Here is a 13,781-nt window from a genome sequence, read left to right on the forward strand (position 1 = left end):
ACCGGTGGTCAATGAAGTTGAGCCGTCATAGAGCTGACAACCTGACAAACCGGTGAATGCAGAAGTTGTAAGACCTATTGATGAGAAGCGAACATCCTCGCCAGACTGACTTGCGTCAAGCTGGTAATTTGCGAATGTTACTCCTGTACCACCAGCAACGATAAATTGTGCTGCAGGGCTCGTTGATTGAGACACCGCGAGAGCTGCTGACTTGACGGTCATCGTGTTCATTGTGACGATACCATTCGTAAGAGTAATTGTATTACCAGTAGTCTGGCCTGTTACGCTTGTCCACTGTGACGAGGGGGTTGTTGTAACAACATATGTTGAACCGTTACCAATACTAGCTGGAACTTTACCCTTTAAAGTGTAAGTGTGCTTGCCAACCGGATACGTAACCGTATCTGTGAAAGTAACAGTCTGTGTTGAGCCAGAAGTTGACAAAACAACTGCATCAACCGGACCTGCGACCACTGCGCCATTCTCATTATAAAGAGAAACGCTAGTGAGTACAGATGCTACGGTTCCAACTCCAGACGGAGTAGTTGAAGCAATAGTAAAGACATGGCTTTGAACTGAAATCGCTTCACCAGTAAGATCTGTCTCGTATCCACCGAGAACCTGATTTGCGAGGTTAATTGCAATATTCTGCGCTGCAACTGAAGTTGCCTTGGTAACTGAAGTTACCGAGCCAGCTGAAACAGTTACCGCGTTACCATTGAGTGAAGGAGTCGAAGTGGTAATTGTGCCACTTGCGATAATTCCATATCCATAGGTTTCGCCGGCAACATAGACATCGGTATTTTTCTGGATGTCAAAGTCGATCGTGCGGCCTGCTGAACCAGAACCAGTGATGTCACCCGCGATCCAAACGTCTTTTGCAAGACCTTTTGCGATCACAATACCTGAACCGAGGTTCGCAGCATAGTATTTACCATCTGCTGAAACCGTGGTTGGGTATGCGGTGCCGTCAACATAGACCATCACGTTTGAAAGATCGCCTGAACCCGCTGAACCAGCCTGGTAGAAGCGAATTGATTTCAAGCGTGTATCTTCAGCTGAACCAGCTGTGATGCGGACTCCGGTAAATTTATAACCAGTTGTTCCGATCGGCTTGGTTGCTGTTGTGCCTGGATCATATGATGAAGTCGAGCCAACTGCCGTACCAAGCGTAAGTGATGCATTGATTGTGTGCATTGCCCCTGTTATAGGGAATGAGCCAAGTATTGTTACTACTGGCGACGTATTTACGCCTGTAACAGTAAGGCTAGCAACTTGACCTGCGTAGGAAGAGAGGCTTGAGCCCATATTCCCCGCTACCGTCAAAGTTTTGGTCGTTCCAGCCTTAACGGTAAACGTACCACCGATTACTGCTTGGTGATTTGACCCAAGTGTCTTTGCGATATCAAACTGTGTACCGTCTTCATCCAAAAGGACGATTCCGGCAAACACAGCATCTTGAGCAAGACCACTTCTCTCAACATTGACACCGGTGATGGTCACATCAGATGCGCCTGCCGTTACCATAAATTTGGTGAATGGAATGCGTGATGCGCTTGTCGGTGCAAGTGAGTTTGATGGCTGTGAAGCCGATGAAACCGTAAGAGCGCCAACTGTTGGCGTCGTTGTTGGTGTCGTCGGGGTTGTTGGCGTCGTCGGGGTTGTTGCTACCGAGCACATTGCGTTAAGCTTTGCGCGTGTTGCGGCACCAACGAAACCTGTACCACTCGTGAGTCCTACCAGAGTAAGAACTTCAGCGGTGTACTTGTCCTGGAATTTTACGACTGCGGCTTTGGTTCTTGCACCAAAATAGCTCGTCTCATATCCGGGAGCTCCTGCGTCTACTCCTGAAGCTATTTGGGTAGCTGGGTCGAGATTAAGAAATTTTTGCAAATTCATAACATCTCCGCCAGTACTACCTTGTCTAAGATTTGTTGCAAAAGTGAATGTGCATGATCCAGTGCCTGTTGTTGCAGCAATTTGCGAGTTAAGCGAATTGATCTGCGCCATAAGGGCTGTGATCTGGGCTTGAAGGTCAGAAACAGCGTCTGCTGATGCGACCATTGGTCCCATCATCATGACTGCTGTAAGTAAACCGACAAAACCTGCAACTGCTTTTGCAGTTTTAGATTCTTTCAATTTATACATACTAAATAATTTACTTTTTAATTAATATAATTTTTTTCCGAATTCGCATTCGGTGGAAAAAATTATTCTGCGGTAATATGTTAGTTTCGACAAAAACCTAACGATACTTCCCGCATCTACTACTATTCCAGCGCCTCGCGATTTTTTTATAATCGTTATCACTGGACTAGCTGACAAAAAAGAATGAACGAGTACCTGCATTCTGAATAGTTCGACCACAAAGAAAACAAATTAACATTTGATTACAGTTTCTATTGCATCGAGCGAGGAGTGGCACGCAAGAATTACCTTGCATGACATCCAAGCGACGATGCAATAATAGAATTACAAATTCTATCTATTCTGTTTTCAAAGTCCTTGCTCCCTTGCTTATCACCCGTACTGAAATACTTTCTGAAATCTTTCCAGACTGACTCACCACTCCTACGATATAGAAGACGGTGTATTCGTTTTGATATGACATCCAACTTCATATTGGAGAAATCTCAAAACCTACGGTAATTATATCTGATTTCCGGAAAGACCTGCAAAATGGAGTGTGGATAACTTAAAATATGGCTTGCTTAATGCAAACCATAACTCAACCCTTATACTGCGGGTTTTTATCCACCTCAAGATAATAGCGTATATTGGGAGAGAAAACAAGCTTCATTTACGAGACAAGCTTCCAACCCTTTAAAAAAGCTATTGAAGCTCATGAAGCTCTTCTTGTTATGCCAGCGAGTATCTGCTCCATCTCCGCTCACCAACTTTTTTAAGGACATTTTTATCTACCAACGCAAGTAATTCACGCTGTATTGTTTTTTCACTGCAATCAGAGATTACCTGCGCGATGTCCTTTACGGTGAGATTATCCTTTTTCTTTAAAATCTTCAAAATTGTTTCCGAGCGGTCTCCTTTTCTTTTTGATGCGATGGAATGGAGCAAGCTTCTAGCTTCTTTAGCTTCAATAGCTTCGGGAGCCTTAGAAAGGAGCTTCATTGGCTTCATGGAAAGACTTTGTGGGTGTTGTTGGGAAGAGCTTCGGGAAATAGCTTTGTTAGGAAGAGCTTCTTTAGCTTCGATAGCTTCTGGAGCTTTTTCAAGAAGTTTGTCTTGAGCAAAAAAATCACTCGTGATAAGTATGTTTTGTCCCTTTCCACTTTTACTCAACGACTCAATAGTGTCTCTTATGGAAAGGAGTTCATTTTTGAGTACGGTAAAATTCATTCCCGATATAAGACTCGAGATATGGGCAATTTCAAAACGTACTATTAATTCCCCAATAATACCAATACTTTCTCGAAGGTAATTTTCCACATCAGACGTTTTAGTATAAAAGACAGAGGAACTTGCACCAAGAAGATCGATGCCGAGCTTCCGAACTTCCCAACGAAGAGGTTCTTTCTCGGGGAAAAAATTTGAGAGCATATAAACTGCAGTAACAAGCCTCTCCGTTTTCTTGTGAATGAAGTCTGGAGTTACAAAAGATTTATTATCGTTAGCTGTATTTTGTGTCTCTTTGTCTTGATTATTATTTTCCATAGTGTTCGTGAAGATATTCATTAGCTCCGTTGGGAAGAATTTTATGAGATTATAGGACTGTCCTTAAGGCGCAAATATTGGAGATGGTTATCAAAATCCCATTATGTCCTTTATGTATCCTGGGGAGATTTTCATCGTCTTTTATAAAAAGACATTATATAGAAGATACGGAAGAAAACAAGCTCCTTGAAATACCTTCATTGGCTTCTGGAACTTTTTGGGGGGAAGATTTGGAAGTCCTGCTTCCAAATTCTTAAAAAGCTATTGAAGCTCATGAAGCTTTTCCACGAAGCTAACGAAGCTCTCCCTGTGTGGTATTATGTGATAAACATTAAAAAACTATGGCAAAAAAAGAAAAAAATGGTGGAGATAGAAGGAGCAAGGGGAATATTATATCTGGTCTTAAACAAGAAACACGGCATGCGGTAATTTCAATAGTATTGTTTGTGGCCGCAGTTCTTTTCATTCTCGCATCATTTCACAAGTCGGGAGTTGTTGGTAACTATCTCTACACTGCTCTCTCTGCACTTTTGGGTGTAGGATATTTTATACTTCCCATACTTCTCATTCTTCTTGCTATATCTTTCCTGAAAGAAACACGTCCAAATTTTGCACTTTCAACAGGGGGTGGATCAATTCTTTTTATGCTCTCTGCACTCGGCATCATCGACATTCTCTCTAAAAATAGTTCCGGGGGGATCGTGGGGAAGATTGTTTCGGTCCCTATACTAAAACTTTTTGATCTCACCGCCGGCCTCATTCTCCTTACCGCGATTCTTGCCACTTCTTTTCTTATCATGTTTGACACGAGGCCGCGCATTGAGCCACTCGTTCTCCTCTTTAAAAAACTTTTTTCACGCACACCAAAAGTTGATGAGACAGTTTCTGAAGTTGAAATTGAAGTAACCACCGGAGAAGAAAGCGAAGAAAGGGATGAGGATGCCCCAAAGCCGGTGTTGCAGTCGGCTCAGTCTGAAAGCGTCGGAAAAATAAAAACCGTGCTCGGTATCGGCAAAAATAAGAACAAAGAAATCTCAGTTGAATTCATAGGCAAGGGAACATTTAACCCTCCCCCACTTTCACTCCTTGAGGGAGATCGAGGGAAGCCCGGTGTTGGTGATATCAAAGCAAATGCAAATATCATTAAGAGAATGCTCCAAAATTTTGGTATTGATGTTGAGATGGATGAAGTAACGATTGGCCCGTCTGTCACACGCTATGCACTTAAACCTGCTGAAGGGGTTCGTCTTTCAAAAATTTTAAGTCTCCAAAACAATCTTGAACTTGCCCTTGCAGCACATCCAGTGCGCATCGAGGCGCCTATCCCGGGAAAATCACTTGTTGGCATCGAGCTTCCCAATAATACAAAAACAACTGTCGGGCTTGGCACACTTCTCTCCGATGAGACATATCAAAAATCCGTAAAATCACTTCTCCTTGCGCTCGGGAAAGATATTTCCGGTCATGCGCACTTCGCCGACCTCGGGAAAATGCCTCATCTTCTCATTGCTGGTGCAACAGGTTCAGGAAAATCTGTCACCATACACACAATCGTCAATTCTCTCCTCTTTCGCAATTCTCCTGAAAATATGAGATTCGTCATGATTGACCCAAAACGTGTCGAGCTTACTCTCTACAACGGCATCCCCCACCTTCTTACTCCTGTCATTACTGACGCTAAAAAAGCCATATTGGCACTTAAATGGGCAGCGAAGGAAATGGAGAGGAGGTATAACATTTTGGAAGGAGAGTCGGTGCGAGACATATCTTCGTATCACAAAACAATCGTAGAACCAGCAATGAAAAAAGTCGGGAATAAGCAACCGCCAACAAATGACACGGACACGGAAAATGGCGTAAGTAGTTTGCCTGAGAAAATGCCCTATATTGTAATCATTATCGATGAACTTGCTGATATTATGACCAGCTATCCGCGGGAACTCGAGTCGGCGATCGTACGCCTTGCACAAATGAGTCGCGCGGTAGGAATCCATCTTATTCTCTCAACACAGAGACCGAGTGTTAATATCATCACTGGTCTTATTAAGGCAAACATCCCCGCACGCGTTGCCCTTCAAGTAACCTCGCAAATCGACTCGAGAACAATCCTTGACATGGGCGGAGCAGAAAAACTCCTCGGCGCAGGAGACATGCTGTATATTTCAGGCGAAATGTCTAAGCCGATACGCATTCAATCGGCGTACATTTCAGAAGCTGAAGTTAAAAATGTTGTGAAGTTTTTGAAAAGCGAGTATGGAGACGCGATACCAGAAGAAATTTCCCTTACGGCGTCTCCCGGGAAAAACAGTCTTTTTGAATCCTCGTTTGACGACGAAGAGCTTGAGGATGATGATGAACTCTATGAGGAAGCACGAGAAATTGTTATCGAGACAGGAAAAGCATCTTCTTCGTATCTCCAACGAAGATTAAAGGTTGGATACGCACGCGCAGCGCGACTCCTTGATGTACTTGAGGAGAAGGGTGTTGTGGGACCAGGAGAGGGATCAAAGCCACGAGATGTGCTGGAGAAGCGTGTGCCGCAGGAGGGGGAATACCACTAAAAAAAGGTTCGTTGGCTTCTATGGATTCGTTGGCTTCGAGAACTTTTTGGGGGATTTGGAAGCAAGGCTTCCAAATCCCCCAAATCTAACCCACTAAGTTACTAACATACTAATTCTACCAGCTCTATGCACTCTCGACGACTTCTCAAAATACTGCTGTTTTGTGCCATGGCTCTTGTGGTTATCGGCTACACATATCTAAAAACAAAAGATTATATCGCGGGACCGCAAATCCTGATTACCTCCCCTATTAGTGGGTCTTCTGTTTCAAATTCACTCATCGAGGTTGTGGGCGTAGCAAAAAACATTTCGTTCATAAGCTTGAACGATCGACCTATTTTTATAGATGAGCAGGGGAATTTCAAAGAAAAATTGCTGCTCTACTCGGGATATAATATAATAAGCGTTAAAGCAGAGGATAGATATAAACGCAGTGTAGAAAAAACAATTGAATTAATACTAACACCGCAAGAGGGCGGCGGGAATGAAAATCCCGAAACACTACAAAAGAATTCATGATCAAAAAACCAAAAAAAGAAGAAAAAACAAGTGGAGCAACGATTGACGAGACCATCAAGGCGATAGAAACAAAATTTGGCGAAGGAGCCATCATGAAGCTTGGCGATAAGCCGAGGGTTGGTATTGATTCAATTCCTACAGGGTCAATAGGGCTTGATGAAGCGTTGGGTGTTGGGGGGCTTCCCCGCGGAAGAATCATTGAGGTCTTCGGACCGGAATCATCAGGAAAAACGACGCTTGCGCTTCATGTTGTTGCAGAAGCGCAAAAAAAAGGAGGTGTGTGTGCATTCGTTGACGCAGAGCACGCCCTTGATCCGCTCTACTCGAAAAATCTCGGGGTTAAGATCGATGAATTACTTATTTCACAGCCCGATACGGGAGAGCAGGCGCTTGAGATCACCGAGAGTCTTGTGCGTTCGGGGAAAATCGATGTCATTGTTGTTGATTCCGTCGCGGCACTCACGCCCAAAGATGAGATTGAGGGAGATATGGGAGCACAACACATGGGGAAGCAAGCGCGTCTTATGTCCCAAGCGCTTCGTAAATTGACCGCAATCGTCGCTAAAAGCAAAACGGTGGTTATTTTCATCAACCAGATCCGTATGCAGATCGGTATGATGTTTGGCAATCCGGAAACAACTCCGGGAGGCAAGGCGCTCAAGTTTTACACCTCGGTGCGCATTGATATCCGCAGAATTGCGCAGATAAAAAAAGGAGAGGAGGTGATCGGCAATCGTGTGCGAGCGCGTGTCGTAAAAAATAAAGTTGCTTCGCCGTTTAAACTTGCCGAATTTGATCTCATCTACAACGAAGGAATTTCAAAAGAAGGAGAGATCATCGGACTTGGAGAGAAATTCGGCATCATCAGTAAATCAGGATCATCGTATGCGTTTGGCGAAGAAAAGATCGGCAGAGGATATGATTCGGCACGGCAGTTTCTCAAAGAAAATCCGAAGGTAACGAATCAAATTCTGAAGGCGATCAGGGAAAATTTTAAGGAGGCGGCGTAATAAGAGAGCTTCATGAGCTTCGGTAGCTTTTTAGGGATTTGGAAGCAAGGCTTCCAAATCCTCCCCCAAGCTTGCGAAGCTCATGAAGATAACGAAGCTATAGAAGCTTTCTCTTATGATTGTTGCCTTTTCCCGCTATTTAAGTAGAATGGCAACTAAAGGCGCGTTATTGCGCACTATTTAATTGTTTAGAAAGAACACCATGCTTGAATACAACGAAGTAAAACCGGGGAAATATATCATCTACAACAACGAGCCCTACGAGGTACTCGAATCTCATGTGGCGCGCACCCAAATGCGCAAACCGCAAAATCAAACAAAATTGCGCAGTATGCTTAATGGCCGTGTCATCCCCATATCATTTCACTCTTCTGAACGAATAGTTGAAGCCGATATCGACACCCGACCAATTAAATTTATTTATGAAAGTCGCGGACAGTATTGTTTTTCTGAAATAAAAGATGCGAGTAAGAGATTTTTTCTGGATTCTGCGCTCATAGGGCCACAAGTAAAATTCCTCAGAGGAAATACCGAGGTAAGCGCGCTTACGTTTACGCCGGAAGACAGCGATGAGCCAAAAATTATCGGCATCAAGATGCCGGTCAAAATGGAGCTCCTGGTGAAAGAAGCCCCGCCCGCAGTACGCGGCAACACGGTGCAGGGAGGAACAAAACAAGTCACCCTTGAAACAGGTGCGGTCATCAATGTTCCCCTCTTTGTGAATGAGGGCGACACTATTCGGGTCAACACCGAAACGGGAGAATATGTGGAGCGGGTGGATAAAAAGAGTTTATAAAGTTAAAAGTTCATAAAGTTTTTAAAGTTATTATGCCCAACTAACTTTTGTGTTAGAGGTTTCTCCTTTATAAACTTTTTACTTTAAGAACCTTATAAACTACCTTGCAACATAAGGAATAAATCCCATAAAACGGGCACGCTTCACAGCAAGCGCGAGCATTCTCTGGTGCTTTGCGCACACGCCGGTTTTCTTTCGCGCCATAATACGCGCGTGAGGATTGAGGAATTTTTTAAATGCCTCCGTATCTTTATAATCGATATGTTTTATATTATTTGCTGAAAAATGACACTGGTTCATGATAGTAAGTTTAAAAATTAAAAATCAAAGTTCAAAATTTTTGTATTCGCCTTTGGCGGATTCCGCAATTTTACATTCTGATGTTTACACTCTGATTATTGCCCTTAGAACGGGATTTCATCGGGGTTAATATCTTCTTGGGGATATTCAATGGTATCAATCTCTTCTGCTTGTTTACCTCCTTCTTTTGGCTTTCCTGCGACCGATGGCCCTCCTCCTTCCTTGCGTGGGCCGAATTGAACGCGATCGGCGATAACTTCGGTTCTGTATTTTTTGGTTCCATCCGCCGCATCCCAGCTTCGCGTCTGCATTCTTCCTTCAATCAATGCCGAGCTTCCTTTCTTGAGATATTGCGCAACGGTTTCCGCTTGTCGTCCGAATACTACAATATTGTGATAATCAACACTTTCCTGCTTTGCACCGTTTTTATCTTTCCATACTCGATTGGTCGCAAGAGAGAACGAGGTGACCTGCGACCCCGAAGGGAGCGCCTTGAGTTCAGGGTCTCGCGTCAGGTTTCCAATGATGATTGCTTTGTTGAGGTACATGATAAACAAGTTAAAAGTTAAAAGTGGAAAGTTTAAAGTTTTTGTATTCGCCTTTGGCGAATTCCACAATTTTACATTTTGATATTTGCATTTTAATATTGCCCTTAATATATTACCAGCTCTTCAATCGTTTTATCAAGCTCGGCTTCTGAAGCTGGTATTGCTTCTACTTTGGGCTTCTCGCCCTTTGTTTCAGTTGCTTCTTTCTTTTTTCCTCGTATCCCCATGAATGGACGCTTCTGGATGAGCGTGCTTTCTTTGACTGTCTTAATGATGAGGAATCTTAACACCGACTGATCTCCTTCCATATTTTTTTTGAGAGTAGCTATATGAGAAGGATCGGCGTGGAATTTGATCCATGCGAAGTAAGCGTTGGTAAAAGATTTCCTTTTCCCACTAACGCGTTTATCAATCGAGTACGCAAGGGTAATCGATTTGGGATTCTCGTCTGAAATAAGGAGCGCTCCGCACGATTCAACGACTCCCTTGATTCGACTTGCCTCTCCTGAAACGGCATTTTCGTCGATCGTGGGCACCAGAAGAAAGCCGAGCTCGTAGATTCTCGGATTGCTTTCTTTTTCATCCTCCATGTTTTCTTTTTCGGTGTTTGCCATATAAGGTTTCCATACTAACAAAACGGGCTTAAAAAGTCAAAAATTTCAAGGTTGAATAGGAAATTAGGTTCTAGGCTCTAGGAAAAATAGTTTATCCCCCCGTATGAATTTGGAAGAATTTGGAAGCAGGACTTCCAAATGTAAGGAGTGTCCTTGGAAAAGGCTCTATGTAAAGGAACTTGCGATATTCAGTGGAGAAATTTTAAATATTCTAAACGCATTTGAAACCAGGGCAGGAGCGACTGTTTCAAGCGGTTCTCTGCGTATCTCGGCTATTTTTTTGACCACCTCCTCAACATAGAGGGGTTCATTGCGCTTTCCTCTGAAAGGAACCGGTGTCGCATACGGCGAATCGGTTTCAGACATGATCATATCAAGGGGGATATATCTCACCGCATCGTCATAATCGCGCGCGAAGGTAATGACACCCGAAAACGACATACTGAATCCCAGTTCAAGATATTGTTTTGCAATATCGGGTCCGGCAGAGAAAAAATGAATGTTGCCCCATAATTTCTCTCCGTGCTCACGTTTTTTTGACGAGAGTATATCAACAGCGTCACGGTGTGCCTCACGGCAGTGAATCATCAAGGGTTTCCCGATGCGGACCGCAAACTCAATTTGGGTTTCAAAAAGATCTTTTTGCCGCTTCTTCTCACTCGCACTCGCGTCTGTTGCCCTTAGATAATCAAGGCCGCACTCCCCTACTGCCACCACCTTCCGAGACGAAGCAAGCTCTGTAAAATATTTTTCATTGAATTGCTCTTTCGTGTTATCGGTCGGGTGAATGCCGATCGATGAATACATGCCGTCGTAAAACTCTGCAAGCTCTGTAACCAGTTGCGAGCTTCTGCGGTCAGTCCCGACAGAAATCGTGAACACCCTTTCGCGAAGCGTGCGTTCGATTACCTCGATCCTGTCCTGATCAAATCGCGCATCATTTACATGCGAATGAACATCGAAAAATCGAGGGGCCTTTGATACTTCTTCCATATATTATTTTCTCTTAAACATCGGCTCGGTAACATTCTTCGGCTTGAAAGAAACCGGCTTGTCGTGTTCATCAAGAGATGCGCCTATGTGTTCCAAAATCTTTTCTGCGGTTTTTGGCATAATAGGATCAAGCATGGAGGCAGTGTAGTATAAGCCACAAAGAAGGTTCCAGATGATGTTTTCTGTTTTATCTTTGTCAGTTTTTACAAGCTTAAAGGGTTCGTAATCAGTAATGTATCCATCTAAAAGTCCCAGAAGTTTCCAAATAGTATCTGCACCGGCATTAATTTGAAATGCGTCCATGTGTTCAAAATATTTTGGAAGAATGTCGTTATGAATCACATAAGGAATACTGAAACTGTCAATTGCCCCACTTCCTTGTGTTGTTTCCAGTTTTCCCTTAAGTGGAGTATCATTTTCCCCTCGTCGTAAAATTGTACCGTCAAAATATTGCGTCGCCATAGTGAGCGTGCGTGACATGAGATTCCCTAATCCGTTTGCAAGGTTTGCATTATATGCGGCAATAAAATTCTCTCGAGTAATATCCCCGTCTTCCGTGGGTGAAATTTCACGCGCAAGAAAATAGCGAACTGCTTCACTTCCAAACTCCGTGATAAATTCATTCGCATCGATCACATTGCCAATCGATTTTGACATCTTGCGTCCGCCCGATGTGATAAAACCATGTACAAAAATTTGTCGAGGGAGAGGAACCCCGGCGGAAAGAAGTATTGCGGGCCAAATGATCGCATGAAAACGAAGAATGTCTTTGCCGATCATATGCATATCTGCAGGCCAGAACCGTTTGAAGTTTTCGTTGTCAGTCCTTCCATACCCGAGTGCGGAGATATAGTTTGAAAGCGCGTCACACCATACATACATCATTTGTTTTTGATCGTTGGGAACGGGTATCCCCCACAATACATCGCGCTCTGGGCGCGAAAAACTGATATCGTGAATATCCTCTTTCATCATCGAAAGAACTTCGTGTGCGCGGGATTCGGGGATAATATTAAGCTCTCTTGATTCGATAGCTTTTTGAATCGCAGGACCATATTTTGAAAGACGAAAAAAATAATTTTCCTCTTCTATCGTTTCCGGAACTGTGTTGTGGTTGGGACATTTTCCGTCCACAAGCTCCTTTTCGGTAATGAACGCTTCACACCCAACACAGTAAAGTCCTTTGTATACTCCTTTATACAAATCATTGGATACCAGAAGCTTTTGCCACAATGCCTGCGCGCCAGGCCAATGGTTTTTTTTGTCGGACGTGCGAATGAAGTAGTCGTATGAAATAGCGAGCGATTCATAAAGGTTTTCAAATTTTTTTGCGTTTTCATCGACAAACACCTGCGGAGCTTTCCTGGCGTCTTTTGCGGCTCGCAAAATTTTATCACCGTGTTCATCGGTTCCGGTAAGAAAAAAGGTTTCAAGCCCGCGCATTCGTTTGTAACGGGCGATAATATCTGTGAGCACGATCTCATACGCGTGTCCGATGTGGGGCGCCGCATTCGCATACGCAATTGAAGTTGTGATAAAAAATTTTTGCATCTCGATACTAATATACGAATTTATGCGAATGATGCAAATCGTGCGAATAATGAAGTGTCGTTCCTCTTAGTTGTAGGTTCGCATATCATTCGTAGATGGGCATCGCATTATCCAACCATTTCTTTTTCTTTCTGAATATCATTGGCAAGTTCCATTAATGCCGCTGCGGCAGGAACTGCGAGAATCACGCCAAGGAATCCGGCAACCTTGATACCGATAATAAGTGCGAGAATAACTAAAATTGGTGGTACACCAACAACTTTCCGCACCACGAGCGGATAGATGAGATGATTTTCAAATTGCTGAACAATCACATAAAAAAGTGTGACCATAACCCCCGTCGTAACTCCTCCCCCATCCATAAGAAAACCGAGTAAAACTGCCGGCACTGCTGCAAGTATCGGACCAAAGATAGGAATGAGCTCAAACACTCCTGCTAAAAGCGCGAGTAAGAGTGCGTAGGGAATGCCCAGTATGGTAAGCCCGAGAAATACTAAGACTGCGATTATAACAGCCAGGAGAATCTGCCCCTGCATCCAAAGTCCTATTTTAAGCTGCGAGCGCTTCCAGAGACCGATAACATATTTTTGATGTTTGAGCGGGGTAATAATTTTAAGAAAATCATCAACACCCGTCTCTTGAACTGCAAAATAAAACGATAGCACGATTATGAGAATGAATGAGAGCGCGCCACCGAATATGGAGCTTACTGCCTGGAAAAATCCGCCTGAAACACCGGCAACGGTGTTACGTATATTAGAAATAATTTCCTGAATTGAAAAAGCTTGCGATATCTTCCCTACTGCTTCTGCATTTCCTGCATTAAGAGGATTCCAAACCTTGAATGACTCTATATATTTGGGCGCAATTGATACAAATTGCGCGGCTTCATCGAGGAGTGGAGGAATAAATGCATAAAAAAGTCCAATGAGTGAGCCGATAGCGATGATATAAACAACGAGAAGAGCAAGAACTCTCGGAAATTTATATTTCAAAAACCATTTTACTGCGGGCTCAAGTGCGGACGCAAGAACAATAGAAGTTATAATCACCAACACCAGATCCCTCAAAAAATAGAGCGCGTAGAAAAGAATAAGAACGAGAACCGTCTTAATAATTGTTCCCGTGGTTATATTGATAGTAAATGTTTTTGGGTCGCCTTGGCTCATAGGAGTATTATGTACCATATTAGCGTAACGGGGGCTAGTAATCAACTG

At 43.4% G+C, this 13,781-nt stretch carries 12 protein-coding genes; 4 read left to right on the top strand and 8 right to left on the bottom strand.

From position 1 onward, the window contains the following. The coding region (locus Q7S11_00050) for a peptidoglycan-binding domain-containing protein (protein MDO8572146.1) at nucleotides 1–2,148 on the bottom strand (2,148 nt) is incomplete at its 3' end. 711 nt (nucleotides 2,149–2,859) lie between these two features. Then, nucleotides 2,860–3,672 (bottom strand): DeoR family transcriptional regulator, encoded by an 813-nt coding sequence (locus Q7S11_00055; protein MDO8572147.1) that lies wholly within the window; start codon nucleotides 3,670–3,672, stop codon nucleotides 2,860–2,862. A 341-nt stretch (nucleotides 3,673–4,013) separates the two neighbouring features. Here Q7S11_00055 and Q7S11_00060 point away from each other — a divergent pair, with 341 nt between their 5' ends. The 4 genes from Q7S11_00060 to Q7S11_00075 all read left to right on the top strand — a co-directional run bounded on the left by Q7S11_00060 (nucleotide 4,014) and on the right by Q7S11_00075 (nucleotide 8,558). Continuing rightward, a complete protein-coding gene (locus Q7S11_00060) occupies nucleotides 4,014–6,233 on the top strand; it encodes a DNA translocase FtsK (protein MDO8572148.1) in 2,220 nt (739 codons plus the stop codon). Nucleotides 6,234–6,359: 126 nt separating this feature from the next. Beyond that, nucleotides 6,360–6,752: a hypothetical protein gene (locus tag Q7S11_00065; protein MDO8572149.1), complete on the top strand. Its 393-nt coding sequence runs from the start codon at nucleotides 6,360–6,362 to the stop codon at nucleotides 6,750–6,752. Beyond that, nucleotides 6,749–7,762 carry a recombinase RecA gene (recA, locus tag Q7S11_00070; GenBank protein MDO8572150.1) on the top strand — a complete coding sequence of 338 codons (1,014 nt, stop codon included), beginning with the start codon at nucleotides 6,749–6,751 and terminating at the stop codon, nucleotides 7,760–7,762. Before Q7S11_00065 ends, recA begins: the two co-directional genes overlap by 4 nt. A gap of 202 nt (nucleotides 7,763–7,964) precedes the next feature. Beyond that, nucleotides 7,965–8,558: a hypothetical protein gene (locus Q7S11_00075; protein ID MDO8572151.1), complete on the top strand. Its 594-nt coding sequence runs from the start codon at nucleotides 7,965–7,967 to the stop codon at nucleotides 8,556–8,558. Nucleotides 8,559–8,657: 99 nt separating this feature from the next. On the opposite strand, the gene rpsR is transcribed toward Q7S11_00075, so the two are convergent. The 6 genes from rpsR to Q7S11_00105 form a co-directional block, all read right to left on the bottom strand. Next, nucleotides 8,658–8,858, bottom strand: coding sequence for a 30S ribosomal protein S18 (gene rpsR / locus Q7S11_00080; protein ID MDO8572152.1), 201 nt, complete (start codon nucleotides 8,856–8,858; stop codon nucleotides 8,658–8,660). 104 nt (nucleotides 8,859–8,962) lie between these two features. Continuing rightward, nucleotides 8,963–9,406 carry a single-stranded DNA-binding protein gene (ssb, locus tag Q7S11_00085; protein ID MDO8572153.1) on the bottom strand — a complete coding sequence of 148 codons (444 nt, stop codon included), beginning with the start codon at nucleotides 9,404–9,406 and terminating at the stop codon, nucleotides 8,963–8,965. 104 nt (nucleotides 9,407–9,510) lie between these two features. Then, complete coding sequence (locus Q7S11_00090) at nucleotides 9,511–10,020, bottom strand: 30S ribosomal protein S6 (protein MDO8572154.1); 510 nt, start codon at nucleotides 10,018–10,020, stop codon at nucleotides 9,511–9,513. 165 nt (nucleotides 10,021–10,185) lie between these two features. Further along, a complete protein-coding gene (locus Q7S11_00095; GenBank protein MDO8572155.1) occupies nucleotides 10,186–11,013 on the bottom strand; it encodes a TatD family hydrolase in 828 nt (275 codons plus the stop codon). Between the two features lie 3 nt (nucleotides 11,014–11,016). Beyond that, entirely contained in the window at nucleotides 11,017–12,564 is a 1,548-nt protein-coding gene (locus tag Q7S11_00100; protein MDO8572156.1) for a class I tRNA ligase family protein, read from the bottom strand. Between the two features lie 107 nt (nucleotides 12,565–12,671). Further along, on the bottom strand, nucleotides 12,672–13,733 hold the full coding sequence (locus Q7S11_00105) for an AI-2E family transporter (GenBank protein ID MDO8572157.1): 1,062 nt from the start codon (nucleotides 13,731–13,733) through the stop codon (nucleotides 12,672–12,674). Nucleotides 13,734–13,781 lie beyond the last annotated feature (48 nt).

The sequence above is a fragment of the bacterium genome, assembly GCA_030648955.1.
Taxonomy (GTDB): Bacteria; Patescibacteriota; Minisyncoccia; order Phycocordibacterales; family JAUSHB01; genus JAUSHB01.

Excerpts from the sequence above, each read along its gene's own strand:
- recA (MDO8572150.1), top strand. The coding sequence starts at position 6,749 with ATGATCAAAAAACCAAAAAAAGAAGAAAAAACAAGTGGAGCAACGATT.
- Q7S11_00060 (MDO8572148.1), top strand. The coding sequence starts at position 4,014 with ATGGCAAAAAAAGAAAAAAATGGTGGAGATAGAAGGAGCAAGGGGAAT.
- Q7S11_00065 (MDO8572149.1), top strand. The coding sequence starts at position 6,360 with ATGCACTCTCGACGACTTCTCAAAATACTGCTGTTTTGTGCCATGGCT.
- Q7S11_00095 (MDO8572155.1), bottom strand. The coding sequence starts at position 11,013 with ATGGAAGAAGTATCAAAGGCCCCTCGATTTTTCGATGTTCATTCGCAT.
- Q7S11_00100 (MDO8572156.1), bottom strand. The coding sequence starts at position 12,564 with ATGCAAAAATTTTTTATCACAACTTCAATTGCGTATGCGAATGCGGCG.
- Q7S11_00075 (MDO8572151.1), top strand. The coding sequence starts at position 7,965 with ATGCTTGAATACAACGAAGTAAAACCGGGGAAATATATCATCTACAAC.
- Q7S11_00105 (MDO8572157.1), bottom strand. The coding sequence starts at position 13,733 with ATGAGCCAAGGCGACCCAAAAACATTTACTATCAATATAACCACGGGA.
- rpsR (MDO8572152.1), bottom strand. The coding sequence starts at position 8,858 with ATGAACCAGTGTCATTTTTCAGCAAATAATATAAAACATATCGATTAT.
- Q7S11_00090 (MDO8572154.1), bottom strand. The coding sequence starts at position 10,020 with ATGGCAAACACCGAAAAAGAAAACATGGAGGATGAAAAAGAAAGCAAT.
- ssb (MDO8572153.1), bottom strand. The coding sequence starts at position 9,406 with ATGTACCTCAACAAAGCAATCATCATTGGAAACCTGACGCGAGACCCT.
- Q7S11_00055 (MDO8572147.1), bottom strand. The coding sequence starts at position 3,672 with ATGGAAAATAATAATCAAGACAAAGAGACACAAAATACAGCTAACGAT.